Raw genomic sequence first — 16,960 nt, 5'->3', positions numbered from 1 at the left:
ATTTTTAATTAAACTAATTAATTTTATTTAATTTTATTAATTGATTATACGATATAAAATGAGTTTATTGAAGGTTTATTCATGTGAGGAGGAAATCAATTATGTTCAATCAAGGCTTAAAAGGAGTTATTGCTACCCAAACCGAAATTAGCGATATTGATGGAGAAAAGGGAAAGTTAATATATCGTGGATATGATGCGAAAGAATTAGCGAACAATTATCGCTTTGAAGAGGTCGCTTATTTATTATGGTACGCCAAGTTACCAATAGACGATGAGATTGTACAATTAGAGCAAAAGTTGAAACAGTATCGTGTGCTCTCTCCAAAGTTAAAGGAGTGGGTTCGTTCCCTTCCTCGGAATATGGATATGATGAGTGTATTACGAACGAGTATCTCTTTATTAGGAACAAACGAGTTTCAGTGGAAACCAACATTAGAGCAGGCGATTCAAATAAGTGCACTTGTGCCATCTATTATTGCTTATCGTTATCATTTTATTAAGGGGACAAAGTACAATGAACCATTAGCACATTTGAATCACATTGAGAATTATTTGTATATGTTGACTGGAGAAATCCCGTCTGTTGCAATAGCCAAAGCACTTGAAGCTTATATGATTTTAACATTAGAACACGGTTTAAATGCTTCGGCTTTCTCCGCGAGAGTGACGGCATCGACAGAATCAGACCTCGTTTCAGCCATGACCTCAGCTATTGGGACAATGAAAGGACCACTTCATGGTGGAGCTCCATCAGGAGTCTTAGAACTTTTGGAAGAAATCTCGGTAAAAGAAAGAGCGGAGAAAGTCATTAGAGAAAAGTTAATAAATGGTGAAAAGTTAATGGGATTTGGTCATCGCGTTTATAAAACACATGACCCTCGTTCCGTTGCTTTAAAAGAAAAGTTACAGCAATCACAGGGGCAAGATGCTTCATTGGATTTAGCCATTTATGTGGAGCAAGTGGCTGTGAGATTATTAGAAGAATTTAAACCAGGTCGAGCGCTTTATACGAATGTAGAATTTTATGCAGCAGCGATTATGAAGTCAATCCAGTTAGACGTCGAGCTTTTTACGCCAACTTTTACCGCCAGTCGAATTGTCGGTTGGACGACACATGTGTTAGAGCAAGCTGATTTTAATACGATTTATAGGCCACAAGCAGAATATGTTGGTAAGTTGTACAGATAACGGGTTTTAGCTGTTTAAAGTTGTTTGGTGTGAAGAAGGCTCGCGAGAAAAGCCAATATGTCATAAGTTAGTTGCACACGGGATTGTTGAACTCTGTCATTTTTTGTCTATCATTATTTTTCTAGAATGATAACGAGCTTCCTTAAATAAGGTAAGATAGACAAGAGATATTCATTTGTTAAAAAATGACAATGGGAAGGTGGCTCACATGAATGAAAATCAGACCGTACCAAGAAACAGATCGAACGTTTATTTTAAAATTATCTAGCCGTTTTAGTGATTTTAAGCTTATGAGCTATCGAGATGAAGAACAGATGAAAAGGGTTCAGTTTGAAATTGCAAGACAGTCTTTGGAACCGAAGTCTACTCAAACAGAAATATTTGTAGCGGAAGAAAAAAATGGAGAATTGATGGGTTATATTGAACTAGGATCAAGCGAAGATTATTTTACTGGAAAAGTTCAAGGCTATGTCGCCTCTGTTGCTGTTTCTACTCAAGGAGAAGGAAAAGGTGTCGGAAAAAAGTTAATGAATAGCGCTGAAGAATGGGCAAAAGATAAAGGGTTTAAGCAAATTGTCTTGGATGTCTTTACAGGGAATGAAAGAGCGGTTCAATTTTATGAACATTTGCAGTATGAAGCTGAATTTGTCAAAATGGTGAAGCAATTGCCTGAATAAGTGTGATAACAAGCAGTCGAGTCTAATATTTTTTTAGATTCGGCTTTTTTTGAGGAAAAAAATTATACATTTCGTTTAATACATATTTCAGATTAGGATGAGGAAGAGAAACCAAGCATTTTTAAAGCTAATTTTTCATAAGCTTAATAGGGATTAGGAGCTTGTACAAATGATTTGGACGAGACTCTTAATTTTAAAAGTCATCAATTCCACTCAAGTTAATTATTTTAAGGAGGGTTCAAAATGTCGGCTGTTGATTTAGCTTATGTAGTTTTTGTTATTGGGTACTTGATATCCTTTTTGATCAGTTATCAATTAGGTGTGAAAAGAATGGAAAAAACGAAAAAATTGTTTCCTTATCTTTTTCATACGGCTTTATTTAACTTTGTTATAAATGTGTTAATTGTCATCATTTGGTTTCTTTATACATTTCAAAAGGATCATCTTTTGTTTTTTGGTGGGGCGACATTGGCGATTTTCCTAATCATTTTCAGTCTGCTATTATTAACGGTTTTTCTTTATAAAAAAAGTAAGGCTATGGCAGCAAATACACCGATTTGACGAGAGCAAGTTAGCTAGCTGTGAATAAAGGTAAGGACATTTGTTATAGATTCTGCTCATGTTATTATGGTGTCCTGATAATCCGCACCGTCACCATGTCAACGTAGCAATTTCATTACCAAACTAAACAAGCTGAACACTTTCTTCACTTCCACAACAAAAAAGACTTTTCAAAATCAATGACGTTTTACTTTTAATAAGATAAAATAGATAAAGTTGACTGACCCAAGGAAGGTGGTTCACCAATAATGAATATAGATTGTTTTTGTGGACTAAATCAATTAGAAGAGATAAAGATCGAGGCAGACATTGGGGCTGAGCCAATCTGGTGTCAAAAGTGTGGTGCCAATCTTGAATTAGCTGGTGTTCCACTTTCACCATCGTTAAAAAACAAATTGAATGAATGGGTTTTATCATATGGGAAATGGATTGACTGGGAACAGGACAAACTGAAACCAAATGGTATGAAGATGGAAGATGAGCATAATAAAATAGGGGAGAGTTTAACGGTAAAAGTGAAGGAAGAATTACAAGATGTGTTAAACGTTTCCTTTTCACCTACTAAAATTGCTGATATTTACATAAAAAAAGCTGAAGGAGCCAATTGAAAATGCCTGGTACAAAGAGAGAAAATATTAAACCTGGAATGAAGGTGAAGGTCGTGCAAAAGCAGGACCAGCGAACAGGAAATTTAACAGAAGGTGTGGTAAAAAGACTGCTTACGAATTCTGCTCAACATCCGCATGGAATTAAAGTGATGCTTGAAAATGGAATTGTTGGAAGAGTGAAGGAGATAGTGGAGTAGTTCTCCACTACTTAAATTGTAAGCGTCAAATGGCAACACAAAGCTACCAAGTACCCGATATGAATTCGGGATTTGGTAGCTTTTTCTTATATTAATCAAGAATTTCGATATGGCTGCCAATTCCAGATGCTGGTTTAGACAAGTTTAATGCTTCAAACCAAACTCTAATACTGTTTCCAACCATTAAATCATCAATGGAGTTGTTGTCTTCTAATAGGGTGAAGTAGGTGGCTTCATTTGAGTGTTCGATGATTTCTTGTTCTGAGAGTCCGTTTATCTCGTCACTTGTCACACCTTCTACGACTAGTATTTCGTTGTTACTAATTTTAGCAACAATTCCTTCCATTTGCATTAAGCCAGCTTCGTTAAATGTTTGATTAGAGCAGGAGAGCAAGCAGAACAGACTCCCAACAAATAATAATCTCAACCATACTTTTTTTCTGAGCATTTTGATTCTCCTTCAAATTTATCTCGTCGTTATAAATTCTCTAATATGATGAAAGAACCCTGCTTTTAAAGATAAAAAGTATTTGTGTTTTTTTAGAATTGGTAGAAATAGTTCTTATGAAGGTGTATGGTAAATAAGAATATATTGGATAATTCTAACAAAACGAAAGGGGGAGCCTAATTGGAACAGAAGAGAATGGAGCAATTAGAACAGAGAGTTCAACAACTAGAGCGAGAAATACGTTTGTTGAAAAACGAACATCTGAATCAGGAGGAAGGGGCAATAATATCCCAGGGAGTCTTAAAAAAGAAGGAGAATAAATCTCAGTTATTAGAAGATACTCAGTCTCCACAAAGAACTATTGAGTTAAATTCAGCAACTAAGCCACAGGAGTCTAGAGACTGGGAGTATGTAATTGGTCGAGTTTGGTTGCCACGTATTTTTATTTTTGTGCTTTTTATTGGAATTATATGGGGATTTAAAGTCGTTGTCGATTATGGCATATTAACGGAACCAGTTCGTGTCGTATTAGGATTTATCATGGCTATCCTGCTTTATTTCGTTGGTGAAAGACAAATGAAAGCAAAGCGTGAAGGGCTTGGTAAGACCTTATTAGTTGGAGCTGTTGGTGTCCTTATCTTAACGACATTTGCCATGCATATTCTCTATTTGATGATTCCAACATACCCAGCCTTTATTTTGAATCTCATTTGGATTTCAATCGGTCTCTTTTTAGCCCATCACTATAAATCAGAAGTGATGGCAACGTTAATAGCGATTATTGGTTATTTGATTCCGTTTCTTGTTTTTGGAACCTCAACGATTTTAGTGCCTGTTGTATATGTGATTCTTTTTTATGCGGCTCTCGTTTATTTTGCGATTAATAAAGGTTATAAAATATTATTTTATGTAACGACAAGTTTGCTTCATCTCGTTTATTTCGCTTTTGTGATTTCAGCGATTATGTTTGATGTTGATCGGATGCTTCAAGTGATGGCTGTAGGTGCCGTTATTCAGCAACTGCTTATTTTTTACGCGGTTTACCTACGTAAATTCCAAAAGATGTATCCGATTCCGTTATTGTTTACAAGTTTTGTAGTAACCATTTTTTGGGTGAAAGTGGGAACTTTACAAGCAGATTATTTCTATTTTATTTATTTAATTTTTATTTCTGTTGCTTTTGCTTTTATGTTTTATCTGCAACGTCATGCAACTGATTTGTCAAAAAGAGAATTTAGTTCCGTATCGATCGCGATAACATCATTTGCGCTTTTTTTGCTTATCCTTGAGGCCTTTCAATATGAAGGAAATACACTTACGATTATCTTTTTAATTCAAGGTTTAATCGCTCTCTATTTAGGGGCGCGTTACCAGTTTATTTTTCAGCAAGTAATGGGGGGATTTATATACTTTGTTGGAGTGATACTCGTTCTCCAAACCCCTATTTTCAAGATGGTAAGTTTTGAGGGGCTCATCTGGTTCTTTTTTATCGCTAGTTTATACGGGCTTGTGTATTTATCGAAAAAATTCTATCAGAAAAAAGTAGAGGTTCATATTACGATTCTTTTTGCTTCAATATTTGGTCATCTGTTGTTGATGTTTAGTCTGCCACCATATGAAGTCATTTGGAGTTTAGTATTTATTACTTTTGTCGCAGCAGCAGGCTCACTTCTAGGGTTATACTTTTGGACGAGAAGCACTTATCAACAAAATCAAGCAGTGTTAATTGTGATGGGGGCGATAAATGTTATCGTTCATTTGGTGATACTATCCGATTTTGTACGTATGTTGACGAGTGGATTAACAGATGGAAATATCTCGATGATGAGCATTTCTTTTGCTTGGGCCCTTTATGCGGCAGGAAGTATCATTATTGGGGTTGTCTATGATAAAAAAGCGTTTCGTTTGTTAGGGTTAGGTCTGTTATTTTTAACGTTATTAAAAGTGATTTTTACTGATCTGTATTATTTAACAATTATGATTCGAGCCATTTTATTTATTGGTTTGGGTATTATCGGTATTTTGCTGTCACGATTGTTTTATGTCAAAAAAGAAAAAGAGGAACACGAACATATAGGGTGAAGGCAAACGTTCGTATTTAAATAGCTTAGAAAAACATGGGGCTAAGCATCGGTCATTCTTATGAGGAGCTGGGCTGGTCCCTATTTTTGGAACAAAAGAATATCTTCAAAAATGTTGAATTATGGTAAAATAAAAAGGATGTTTTATTACCTTTTTTTAATAAATGTAGTGAGGCGGTTTGTCGTGAAGTTTTTTAGTCAGTTGTATCATTTTACTTATCAGCAAGCTTTATCCTGTCTGTTTCCTGTGGCGATTTTTTTAGCTTTAGCGTTATCAACCGTCATTGAGATTCCATTTTTATACCGTTACGATTTTATTTTACTTGTCTGTTTAGTGGTCCAAGTGCTCATGTACTACAGTGGGATGGAATCAAAGGATGAATTAAAAGTCATAGCGGTATTCCATGTGATCGGACTAGCTTTGGAAATATATAAGGTTCATATGGGCTCTTGGTCTTATCCCGAGGAGTCTTTAACGAAAATCTTTGGGGTCCCTTTATATAGTGGTTTTATGTATGCAAGTGTTGCCAGTTATATATGCCAGGCATGGAAAAGGCTTGACTTGAAACTCGTGGGTTGGCCAGCATCTTATTGGACGATTCCCCTCGGAGCAGCGATTTATTTGAATTTCTTTACTCATCATTTTTTGTATGATATTCGTTGGGTTTTAACGGTCCTATTATTTGTTTTATTTTTCCGTTCCTTCGTTCATTTCCGACTCAAAGATTCGGTTTACCGGATGCCACTGGTCTTATCGTTTATACTCATTGGCTTTTTTATTTGGATTGCGGAAAATATAACAACCTTTTTTGGAGCCTGGCAATATCCAAACCAGGAAGGAACATGGGAATTGGTTCATATTGGTAAGATTAGTTCCTGGTTTTTATTAATAATCGTTAGTTTTATAATCGTCGCACAGCTTAAACATGTTAAATACGATCTTAGAAAACCGAGACACTTTTCTGAGAATGAATGAGAGAAAAGGGAAGGAGCCGCGTCGTAAAGAAGGAGAAGCGACGTGGAATGTGGGAAAAGGGAAGGAGCCGCGTCGTAAAGAAGGAGAAGCGACGTGGAATGTGGGAAAGAGAGGGGCACCTGCGTCGTAAAGAAGGAGAAGCGACGTGGAATGTGGGAAAGAGGAGAGAAGCCGCGTCGTAAAGAAGGAGAAGCGACGTGGAATGTGGGGAAAAGGAGAGGAGCCGCGTCGTAAAGAAGGAGAAGTGACGCGGAATGTGGGAAAGAGGAGAGGAGCCGCGTCGTAAAGAAGGAGAAGCGACGTGGAATGTGGGAAAAGGGAAGGAGCCGCGTCGTAAAGAAGGAGAAGTGACGCGGAATGTGGGAAAGAGGAGAGGAGCCGCGTCGTAAAGAAGGAGAAGCGACGTGGAATGTGGGAAAAGGGAAGGAGCCGCGTCGTAAAGAAGGAGAAGCGACGTGGAATGTGGGAAAGAGAGGGGCATCTGCGTCGTAAAGAAGCTAATAGGACACAGCAATCGCTAGAAAACGAATAGTAATACCACCAACCCAAAACATTTGACTTCCGCCCATTTTTATACTGGATAAAGAAGCTTTAAACCCTTTTGTTTAAGGCTTTTTTTGACGTGGGCTAAGAAAGAGAAATATAGAAAATAATAAAAAATGGTTTACTTTTTGGTTGATTCGAAGTATAGTTGATTACACAAGTAATCAACATATCAACCTATAGAGGGAAGGAGACATTAGTGAAGGCTGTTTTTGATGATTCTAAACCAATTTTTCAGCAAATTGCTGATATGATAGCAGATGATATAGTCGAAGGTCATTTAAAGGAAGGCGACCAAATCCCTTCTACAACAGAGATCTCACAATTTTACCAAATCAATCGTGCTACGGCCCAAAAAGGACTTGCGACATTGGTGAATGAAGGACTTGTCTATAAGCAAAGAGGTGTCGGGATGTTTGTTGCTAATGGTGCCACGGCTACTCTGATGAAACAAAGAAAAGAACATTTTTATAAACAATATGTGAAACCTATGTTAAATGAGGCAAAGAGAATTCACTTAACAGAAGAAGAACTGATTCAATTTATTAAGGAGGATAAAGATGCTTAAAATTGAAAATTTATCTTTTTATTATGGGCCATCACTCGCTTTAAATGAGGTGAATTTGTTTGAAGGTGAACCCATTATTGCTGGATTATGGGGGCGTAATGGGGCCGGAAAAACAACGTTAATGAAGTTATTATCTGGTCAAGAAAAACCAACAAGTGGTCAGCTACTTGTGAATGGAATCGCTCCATATAATCATAGTGAAACGATGAAACATGTTACGTATATGCAGGAAAACCACCCATTTTCCGAACTGTGGAATGTTGATGATGCCTTGCGCTTTGGTTCTTATTTTAATGAGAATTGGGATCAAGCTTTTGCTGAAGAAATGGTGGAGTTATTCGAATTACCACGTAAGAAAAAAATTCGTAAATTCTCCAAAGGGATGCAAACGATGATTAAAATTGTTATTGGATTAGCAAGCAAAGCACCCATTACGATTTTTGACGAGCCAACGAATGGATTGGACGCCCATATGCGTAAGGTTTTTTATCAATTATTACTAGATACGTATGAGGACCACCCACGTCTAATCATTCTCTCTTCCCATCATATCGATGAAATTGAGCCACTATGTGAAAAAATTGCGATTATTGATAAGCAGACCGTTTCTGATTATGTAGAAACCGAGGAGTTGAATAGAAAAGGCATTTTGTTAACAGGACAAAAAGAGCAAGTTGAATCATTAATCATTGGTGAACATGTGTTAGAGACAAAAACGTTAGGGACTCAAATCCATGTAATGGTTGATGTTCCTTTTACAGAAGAGTGGAAGGAGCGTGCGAGTGAGGCTGGAGTCAAAATCGAAAAAGCACCACTCCAAGATTATCTCGTTCAAATTACACAAAAAGAACGAAAAGAGGCTAATGTATCATGAATACATTTAAAGGTCCTTTTCTGATTTTGTTTGAAGATTTACGTTTTCAAATTTATATCATTTTATTGATCACCTTTTTCTTAGAAGTTTTTATGGTTGGGTTAGGCCTTTTATTAAATGTAGATCAATTTGCTGCGGTTGTATTTGGGCCGATCTATGGATTGTTTATTATCTATCCATTTATCCTTTTTAACAAGAGTTATAAGTACACGCTTGCTTTTGGTGGAACTAGAAAGCAGTTTCTGTTTGCGACTTATCTCAATGTTGGTTTGTTTTTGCTCATAACGATGCTTATTTTAAATGGCATGTATCAGTTAAATCAGTGGGTGTTTGATAGAGGAATTAGCTCAGCTCAATTTATTCACGCTGGTTGGATTCATGAGTCTACAAATGCTTTTCTATATATATGGACAGATATATTGTGGGGAGTCTTTGCTTTTGGATTAGGGTTTATGATGAACTCGGTTTGGTATTACTTTGGTACAGTAAAGGCTTTAATTGTGGGGACACTTTTAGGGTTAGTGTTGATTGGCTGGGGTACATTTGGCGATTTCTCTAAGATTATATCTTTCATTGTTGAGCATTCCTTAGCTTTTATGAATACAGTTGGTGGATTAGGTGGTTTATTTTTGGTTATCTCTTATTTTTTGATGAGGAATGGACCAATCGAACGAGGCGGTCACGGATTATCATTTCGAGAAAAAAGAGTGCTTACTAGTAGTGAAAAAAAGTAAGTTTAAAAAGTATAAATAATTGGAGTAGGTGAGGTTTAATGAATACTTTTAGAGGACCATTTCGACTCATTTGGGAAGATATGCGTTTTCAATTTTATATTATGACGCTTGTAACAGCGATCCTGTTTGCTTTTTACCTTTTTTTAGGTATGGTTATGCAGGTTGAGGGGATGACAGGTGCTTTGTTTGGCCCATTTTATGGATTCCTTCTCTTTTATCCATTTCAAATATTCGTCAAAACGTATCCGACATTTATGGCTTTTGGCGGTACTAGGAAACAATTCTTAATCGGAAATTTTATTGTCTCTGGAATTTTTATCGTCATAAGTATGTTTATTTTAAATGTTATGCATCAGTTGAATCAATTTTTGTATGAGCAAGGGTTGAATACGAATCAATTAATTCATATGGCTGGGATCAATGCTTCATCAAATGCCTTTTTATACTTTTGGGTTGATGTTCTGTGGGGAGTTTTTGCTATTGGACTTGGAATTCTTATTGCGTCCGTCTGGTATTATTTTGGAGCAGTAAAGATGATGTTAGGGGGAGCTGTGTTATCGTTAGTTGGGTTATCTTGGTGGATGTTTGGCAATGTTGATTCTGTCATCCAATTTGTATTTGAAAGTCCTCTTGCCTTTTTACACATTGTGTCAGGCGTTGGCGTAGTCTTTGCATACCTCTCTTATTTGTTAATGAAAAATGGACCATTAGAACGTGGTGGTCATAGTTTATCATTGCGTGAAAGAGAAAAAGGAGTTTCTTAAGTGCATGACTGATAATTTTTTGATAATATCTAAAGAACTAGGCACTTCTCATTAGAGGGGTGCTTTTTTATGTTTATATAAAAAAGATTGAATAATATCCTGTGTTTACACGTTTTTTATGTAACTATGGGGGCAGAAGAATTGAGTGGAAAAGTGAAATTAATCATTTATGTCACTGGATTATCTGCAAATAAATGCTAAAGGTTTTTTGAAATATTAGAATAATAACTCAACTTTCGCAGCGTATAATGAACCCTTAACCGTTGATAGAGATTAACTTTAGGGAGATACAATACTCAAATTGACTTTACATGAACGGTTCAATCGTTGACAGTCTGAACACCTCTCTCCATAGGCTGTTGAAGGAAACTGTTCACTAAATGAAGCGCCTCGGCGTGCGCTACCAAACAGACACCAGACATGGGAGTGATTTATGCTCTACTTGTTTCATGCCCTCCGGCGGTCGCTCCCAAACAGACACTCCGCGTCCTGCCGGAACCTCATGAGCCTCCTCAGCACGCTTGCGGGGTCTCATTGGACGGTTTATTCCGGCGGGAGTCTCCGTGTCTGTTTGTCCGCTAGATCATGGAATCGAATCTAGGTTCGGTTTTCTCATTGAATAAAAAAACAGTCATGACTTCAACGTCCATTAGCTTGAGAATGATTTTTTCTCCTTCCATGACTCATTCCGTTACAGTTGTAAACAAATCAGTGTGGATGCTCTGTACGTTAGCTAGATGATCGAGCTTGTTTCGATTGGAATCCTGTCTTTTCATGACGGCAGACTTAGGAAAAAAATAGGGGGTAACGACCTATTTAGTTCCATAACCAACAAAGGGAAGAAGAAGGTCCTTCTGCGTTAGAAATAGCTGATTGAGAATGGCCCTATCATCAAGCATCTCCACGACACTTAGCGGACAAAACCATACGGAGACTCCCGCGGGAATAAACCGGAGCGAGACCCCGCAAGGCTTGCCGAGGAGGCTCGCCAGGTTCTCGGCAAGGACGCGGAGTATGGTTTTGGGAGCGACCGCCGGAGGGCATTGTACATTGTATATTTTTTCTTGATGCGCAGTTTATCCGTTTTGTGTGATAGTACGTTCTCGCTTTTCAAACGTGTCAAGGGCATTTGTTTAAGAGCTTCCCTTTCGCTCTGCCAACTAGTTGAACGGACTTTCTCGATGCGAAAGTTGAGTAATAAGTAAAAAGGAGTTGGTTCATATTAAAATCCTAAAGGACAAGTATTATTGGATATTAATGCCACCCTTTCTAATATTGGCCCTTATCCTTCAGTTTACCCTTGCAGCTGATAAAAGACCTTTAATTGTATTTTTGGTTATTATGAGCTTTTGGATAATCTATTACACATTAAATTACTTCCAAAAGAGAAAAAAACAAGATTGTGGGAGTCATAATAAGTAATGTAATAAAGCTGATATGAAGGTAAGTTGAGATTTTTATTTTGCTATGGAATGAAAAGGAGGAATTCAAGTTGGTTACTAAACCAACCGTTCTCATTGTTGGAAATGACGGGGACGAGAAAAAAATTCACGCTAGAAGAAGTGAAAAAGGCGTTCGAAAAGTTTAAAATCAATCCAACGCGAGTTGATTTTGCCATTTGTCTTAAAGACGATGAGCAAATGATTGGTGACTTGGCGATCGTTGATATCGACAAAGACAACTATAGTGCAGCTTTCCGGATCGCCCTTCATCATCCGGATTTTAAGAATAAAGGGCTTGGGACAGAAGGCGTTCAACTGTTGATGCAATATGCGTTTGAGGAATTAAAACTTAATCGCTTACAATTAGAAGTATTCTCTCATAATAAAGCGGCTATAAAGTCTTATTTAAAGGCTGGTTTTAAATTAGAGGGGACGTTAAAACAAGCTCTTTATTATCATGGTGTCTACTCGGATATGTTAATACTTGCTATTTTGTTTGAGGAGTATAAACACTTATACAAGTGAAGCGATTTTGGAAGGGGTTAGTATGATTAGCCTCTTTCTTTTTTTATGTTATACTCCGATAATGAGAATCATATTCAATTAGAGGTGATTGTATGAGGGACTGGTTTAATACGGTTATTCATTTAGAGAGTGTCTTATATGCGAACCAGCATCTGGCTAACAGTATTCAGTTCGCGGATACTTTTATTTTTCTTTTCGTTGAGTCAGGAGAAGGGCGTATTAATCATAATGAAAAATCAATTTCATTGAAGGAAGGAGATTTTTTATTAATAAATGCAGGGGATACTTATGGTCCGTTACCAAGGTCAATGTCGATGTATCGATTCTATTTTCAATGTTATCAAGTGAATGAATCCGAGGAGAAGGGATTCATTCCACTAGATAACCGATTTTTCCAAACACGAAAAGGTGTTTTACCTCAGCATTTAAAAGAATGGCCTATTCAACTTTATAAAGAATGGCAGAATCGCTCTTTTTTATGTCAGTATCGTTTTTTGGAAATGCTATATATTTGTTTAGAAAACGGAAATAAAGCTGCTAATGAAGACGAAATTGAGAACGTTAAGCAGTATATCGAGACGTCTGTCGAAAAAGTGATTCGGTTGGAAGAATTAGCCCAAATGTTTGGCATGACAAGTAGTTATCTAAGTGAAAAGTTTAAAGAGAGAACAGGGAAAAGCATTACTGACTTTACTACTGAAGTGAAAATGACAAAAGCAAAAGCGTTTTTACAAACAGAAAAAGCGACGATTAAAGAAATAGCCAATCGGCTTGGGTTTGCAGATGAATTTTATTTTAGTCGTAAATTTAAGAAAGTTGTCGGGGTATCACCAAGTCAATTTCGTCAAGAGCATTCTATTAAAGTGGTTGCTTTTGATTCCTCTGTATTAGGGGATTTAATCGCTCTCACACAATACCCAATTGCTGCTCCAATCCACTCAAAATGGACAAAATACTATTTTGATCATTACCGCAATCATATTCCGATTCATTTGGATGCTTATCGTGCAACAATTGATTGGGAAACAAATGTTGAGAAGGTAAAAAAATATAAACCAGATATGATGATTTCAAAGAAGCATTTTCCTGATCGATTTAGAGAAAATTTAACGATTAATGAGTGTGCCCTCTTGCAAGTAGATGAACAAAAATCGTGGCAGGATCAACTGCATTTGATTGCGACTAAGCTGAATAAAAACGAGGATTATCAGCTTTTTTTAGAAAGCTACATGGAAGAACTATCAGAAGGTAAGCAGCTTCTTAAACTTATCAAGATGGTCCGTCCCCCTATGATCCTACGAATGTATGAAAATAAGATGTATGTTTATCAAAACAGAGGAACGAGGGATTTGTTTCAGGATTTTGGATTTTCACTATCAAAAACAACAGGACAAAAATTAGTCACAGTCGAAGAGCTAGCAACATTAGCACCGGAAGAGCTTTGGCTATTACGCCTCCAAGATAAAACAACAGAGCAACACTATTTAGAACTCCAGCAAACAAAAGAATGGCAGTTGTTGCCTGCCGTAAAAACCAATCGAATCATTTCTTTACAGTCTGATTTATGGTTTGAGTATTCATCCTATGCCCAATTGAGAAAGGTCCGTTTTTTCATTAAGCAGTTAAAATCCATGCTTAATCGAAAAAAAGTCCATGGTTTTTCTCAGTTAGAATCCGTATAATCAACATTATTGAGAATGATTATCATTCGTAATGACTGAGAGGAGAATAGAGGATGAGAACAAAGTGGTTTATAGGCAGTATGTTATTCCTATTATTTATGTTATCAGCTTGCAATAGTGGTGAAACAGCTGGTGAAAATGAAGAGGTTAATTCAATAGAAAGTACGGAAACGAGTGAGGGCAGCGAAACGGTGGAATCTGAACAAACCGTTACTTATCTAGGGGAGGAGTATGTACTGCCTGCTCAAATTGAACGAATTGTCGTGACCGGAGCGATGGAAGCGATGGAAGACTTTTTAGTATTAGACGTCCAACCAATTGGAGCGATGACTGTTGGTGGAGCTTTTCCTGAACGATTTGAATCGATTACAGCACAAGCGGAACCGATTGGTGAAAAAACAGAGCCTGATTTAGAAAAGATTTTGGAGTTAAATCCAGATATCATTTTAGCCTCAACAAAATTCCCACCAGAGGTCGTTGAAAATCTTGAAAAAATGGCTCCAACCGTGAAGATTTCGCATATCGCCACGGATTGGAAAGATAATTTGAACTTTTTAGCAACCATTACAGGACAACAAGAGCAGGCTGAAACAGCGATTCATGATTATGAGGCACAGCTAGAGCAATCAAAAGAAAACATTCAAGCGGTGACAGAAGGGAAAAACGTGCTGTCGATTCGAGTAAGAAGTGGAAACCTATACGTGTATCCGGAATCTGTCTTTCTTAATCCGATTTTATATGATGATTTAGAGCTTGAAGTTCCAGCCGTTGTTCAAGCAGCGCAGGCCCAAGAATTAATTTCAATTGAACAGTTAGCGGAAATCAATCCAGACTTCTTGTTTATTCAGTATGCCGATGCTGAAAATGCCGATGTTACGAATGATGTTGTGGAGGAATTGAAAAACAATCCAATCTTACAAAATGTCCCTGCTCTTAAAGAAAATCAAACATTCGTCAATATAATTGATCCACTTTCTGAAGGTGGGCCCTCATGGAGTCGAATTGAATTTCTAGAAAAGGTGCAAGAGCATCTTGTCCCGTAATCTAAATTCCTCATTTAAGGAGAAACCAAAGAGATTATTGGTTTCTCTTTTTCTTTGGAGCAGTCTTTTTCTTGTTTTGGTAATGGTTTGTTTTAGCTCATTATCGATTGGGGCAAAGTCTATGGAATGGACTACTGTATTTGCTATCATCACGAATTTTGATGAGACGAATACCAATCATCAGGTAATTGTCCAAAGCCGATTGCCACGACTAATTGGGGCATTAGTGATTGGAGCGAGCCTGGCCGTATCAGGAGCACTTATGCAAGGGATGACTCGAAATTATTTAGCTTCTCCTTCGATTATGGGCGTATCGGATGGTTCTGTTTTTATGATTACGATTTTAATGATTTTTTTGCCTACAACCAGTCCTTTAATGATGATTAGCAGTTCTCTAGTAGGCTCAGCGATTGGAGCTGGTGTTGTGTTTGGAATTGCCTCGGTCATTCCTGGGGGATATAGCCCGGTTCGGCTTGCTGTATTAGGAACGATTATCGGCACATTTTTAGCTGGTGTATCACAAGCACTAGCCACGTATTTTCAAATCTCACAAAATATTAGCTTTTGGTATAATGCGAGGTTACATCAAATGGATCCGACATTACTTAAGTGGGTGCTCCCTTTTGGACTTGTCGGGATGCTATTTGCCTTGTTTTTAGCGAAGCAAGTGAGTCTTCTTTCTTTAGGAGAGGAGATTTCAGTTGGGCTTGGTTTAAGGATTCGTTTAATAAAAGGTTTGGTATTCTTAGCGGTTGTTATTTTAACTGGAATCTCCGTTGCTTTAGCTGGAAAAATCGCCTTTGTTGGCTTAGCTGTTCCTCATATCGCGAGGTTTATTGTTGGTCAGGATTACCGAAAAATCATCCCAAGTTCAGCTTTAATTGGTGGCTTGTTACTTGCTTTTTGTGATGTAGTGAGTCGATTAATTAATTTTCCTTTTGAAACGCCAGTCGGTGTCGTGACTGCAATATTTGGTGTCCCTTTCCTTCTTTATTTAATCAAAACGAGAGGGGGAAAGCAGCGTGTTTAACGATCGTAAAAAAGTCTACTTCATTTATAGTGCGGTAATTGCTGTAATTGGTTTAGGACTATATTTCAGTCTTACAAGTGGTTCTTATTCGTTAACGGTAAAGGAAACGTTTCAAACTCTATTTCGAATGGAGAAAAATCCACAATATGATTTAATTATTTTTGATTTTCGTTTGCCTCGAATTGTAATAGGGGCAATGGTTGGTTTTGGTCTTGGTACTGCGGGTGCTGTTTTACAAGGCATTACAAGAAATCCGTTAGCGGACCCTGGTATTTTAGGGATTAATGCAGGTGCTGGGGCAGCGATTGTTGGTTTTCTCTTTTTCTTTCAAGGACAAATCATGGACGTGAACTGGGTGAGCATTTTAGCGATGCCGTTATTTGGCTGGTTCGGTGGAATTACGGCTGTTCTGTTGATTCTCTTTTTTGCAACAGAAAAAGGAAGGCTTGACCCACAGACCTTTATATTAGTCGGGATTGCGGTATCAGCTGGATTTGGGGCAATCACTTTATTCATCTCATTAAAAATGAATCCAAGTGATTATGAAACAGCAGCCGTTTGGTTAGCAGGAAGTGTCTATAGTGCCAACTGGAAATATGTGTGGACGATCTTACCGTGGGTGCTCGTTTTGACTCCGCTTATTATTTATAAAGCAAAAGTGCTGGATATTTTCAGTTTAGTGGATGGAAGTATTAAAGGATTAGGAGTTTCTTTAACAAAAGAAAGGTATTTATTGATTTTTTATAGTGTTGGGTTAGTAAGTGCCTGTGTCTCTGTTTCTGGAAGCATCGGCTTTGTTGGTCTAATTGCCCCGCATATAGCAAGGCAATTACTCGGAGTGCGTCATATAAGAATTTTGCCACTTAGTGGATTAATCGGGATGGCGATGGTCGTTGTCGGAGATTGGATCGGTAAAACGATATTTGCCCCCGCACAGCTCCCGGTTGGAATTGTCATTTCAATCATCGGAGTTCCCTACTTTGTTTATTTATTATTTAGAGCACGAAAAACATAAAG

Annotated in this window: 19 protein-coding genes; 18 read left to right on the top strand and 1 reads right to left on the bottom strand. The window is 37.5% G+C overall.

What is annotated here, in order from left to right:
* Positions 1–101 precede the first annotated feature (101 nt).
* From AA0017_RS10735 to AA0017_RS10715, 5 genes are all read left to right on the top strand, one after another.
* Positions 102–1,190 (top strand): citrate synthase/methylcitrate synthase, encoded by a 1,089-nt coding sequence (locus AA0017_RS10735; RefSeq protein WP_413381775.1) that lies wholly within the window; start codon positions 102–104, stop codon positions 1,188–1,190.
* 212 nt (positions 1,191–1,402) lie between these two features.
* Complete coding sequence (locus tag AA0017_RS10730) at positions 1,403–1,867, top strand: N-acetyltransferase family protein (protein WP_413381772.1); 465 nt, start codon at positions 1,403–1,405, stop codon at positions 1,865–1,867.
* Positions 1,868–2,110: 243 nt separating this feature from the next.
* Positions 2,111–2,428 (top strand): hypothetical protein, encoded by a 318-nt coding sequence (locus AA0017_RS10725; RefSeq protein WP_413381769.1) that lies wholly within the window; start codon positions 2,111–2,113, stop codon positions 2,426–2,428.
* A gap of 248 nt (positions 2,429–2,676) precedes the next feature.
* Positions 2,677–3,036: a hypothetical protein gene (locus AA0017_RS10720; RefSeq protein WP_413381766.1), complete on the top strand. Its 360-nt coding sequence runs from the start codon at positions 2,677–2,679 to the stop codon at positions 3,034–3,036.
* Between the two features lie 2 nt (positions 3,037–3,038).
* On the top strand, positions 3,039–3,233 hold the full coding sequence (locus AA0017_RS10715; RefSeq protein ID WP_413381763.1) for a YwbE family protein: 195 nt from the start codon (positions 3,039–3,041) through the stop codon (positions 3,231–3,233).
* A 91-nt stretch (positions 3,234–3,324) separates the two neighbouring features.
* On the opposite strand, the gene AA0017_RS10710 is transcribed toward AA0017_RS10715, so the two are convergent.
* The gene (locus AA0017_RS10710; RefSeq protein WP_413381760.1) at positions 3,325–3,627 is read right to left on the bottom strand and encodes a YobA family protein; all 303 of its coding nucleotides are present in this window, start codon (positions 3,625–3,627) and stop codon (positions 3,325–3,327) included.
* A gap of 234 nt (positions 3,628–3,861) precedes the next feature.
* Between AA0017_RS10710 and AA0017_RS10705 the strand changes: the two genes are divergently transcribed.
* From AA0017_RS10705 to AA0017_RS10645, 13 genes are all read left to right on the top strand, one after another.
* Positions 3,862–5,763: a DUF2339 domain-containing protein gene (locus AA0017_RS10705; RefSeq protein WP_413381758.1), complete on the top strand. Its 1,902-nt coding sequence runs from the start codon at positions 3,862–3,864 to the stop codon at positions 5,761–5,763.
* Positions 5,764–5,946: 183 nt separating this feature from the next.
* Entirely contained in the window at positions 5,947–6,738 is a 792-nt protein-coding gene (locus tag AA0017_RS10700; protein WP_413381755.1) for a DUF817 domain-containing protein, read from the top strand.
* The gene (locus AA0017_RS10695; protein WP_413381752.1) at positions 6,731–6,868 is read left to right on the top strand and encodes a hypothetical protein; all 138 of its coding nucleotides are present in this window, start codon (positions 6,731–6,733) and stop codon (positions 6,866–6,868) included. Before AA0017_RS10700 ends, AA0017_RS10695 begins: the two co-directional genes overlap by 8 nt.
* Before the next feature lie 227 nt (positions 6,869–7,095).
* On the top strand, positions 7,096–7,230 hold the full coding sequence (locus tag AA0017_RS10690) for a hypothetical protein (protein WP_413381749.1): 135 nt from the start codon (positions 7,096–7,098) through the stop codon (positions 7,228–7,230).
* Between the two features lie 250 nt (positions 7,231–7,480).
* Positions 7,481–7,849: a GntR family transcriptional regulator gene (locus tag AA0017_RS10685; RefSeq protein ID WP_003322380.1), complete on the top strand. Its 369-nt coding sequence runs from the start codon at positions 7,481–7,483 to the stop codon at positions 7,847–7,849.
* The gene (locus tag AA0017_RS10680; RefSeq protein ID WP_413381745.1) at positions 7,842–8,723 is read left to right on the top strand and encodes an ATP-binding cassette domain-containing protein; all 882 of its coding nucleotides are present in this window, start codon (positions 7,842–7,844) and stop codon (positions 8,721–8,723) included. Before AA0017_RS10685 ends, AA0017_RS10680 begins: the two co-directional genes overlap by 8 nt.
* The gene (locus AA0017_RS10675) at positions 8,720–9,457 is read left to right on the top strand and encodes a hypothetical protein (protein WP_413381742.1); all 738 of its coding nucleotides are present in this window, start codon (positions 8,720–8,722) and stop codon (positions 9,455–9,457) included. The genes AA0017_RS10680 and AA0017_RS10675 overlap by 4 nt, the downstream gene beginning before the upstream one ends.
* A gap of 38 nt (positions 9,458–9,495) precedes the next feature.
* The gene (locus AA0017_RS10670) at positions 9,496–10,221 is read left to right on the top strand and encodes a hypothetical protein (protein WP_413381739.1); all 726 of its coding nucleotides are present in this window, start codon (positions 9,496–9,498) and stop codon (positions 10,219–10,221) included.
* 1,448 nt (positions 10,222–11,669) lie between these two features.
* Complete coding sequence (locus AA0017_RS10665) at positions 11,670–12,188, top strand: GNAT family N-acetyltransferase (protein ID WP_413381736.1); 519 nt, start codon at positions 11,670–11,672, stop codon at positions 12,186–12,188.
* Between the two features lie 92 nt (positions 12,189–12,280).
* Positions 12,281–13,870: an AraC family transcriptional regulator gene (locus AA0017_RS10660; RefSeq protein WP_413381733.1), complete on the top strand. Its 1,590-nt coding sequence runs from the start codon at positions 12,281–12,283 to the stop codon at positions 13,868–13,870.
* Between the two features lie 53 nt (positions 13,871–13,923).
* On the top strand, positions 13,924–14,913 hold the full coding sequence (locus AA0017_RS10655; protein WP_413381730.1) for an ABC transporter substrate-binding protein: 990 nt from the start codon (positions 13,924–13,926) through the stop codon (positions 14,911–14,913).
* An 82-nt stretch (positions 14,914–14,995) separates the two neighbouring features.
* Entirely contained in the window at positions 14,996–15,943 is a 948-nt protein-coding gene (locus AA0017_RS10650; RefSeq protein ID WP_413382552.1) for a FecCD family ABC transporter permease, read from the top strand.
* Complete coding sequence (locus tag AA0017_RS10645; RefSeq protein WP_413381727.1) at positions 15,936–16,958, top strand: FecCD family ABC transporter permease; 1,023 nt, start codon at positions 15,936–15,938, stop codon at positions 16,956–16,958. Before AA0017_RS10650 ends, AA0017_RS10645 begins: the two co-directional genes overlap by 8 nt.
* The last annotated feature ends 2 nt before the right edge of the window (positions 16,959–16,960 follow it).

The sequence above is a fragment of the Alkalihalobacillus phoenicis genome, assembly GCF_047302405.1.
Lineage (GTDB): Bacteria > Bacillota > Bacilli > Bacillales > Bacillaceae_D > Alkalihalobacillus.
This window is presented reverse-complemented; position numbering and strand designations above follow the sequence as displayed.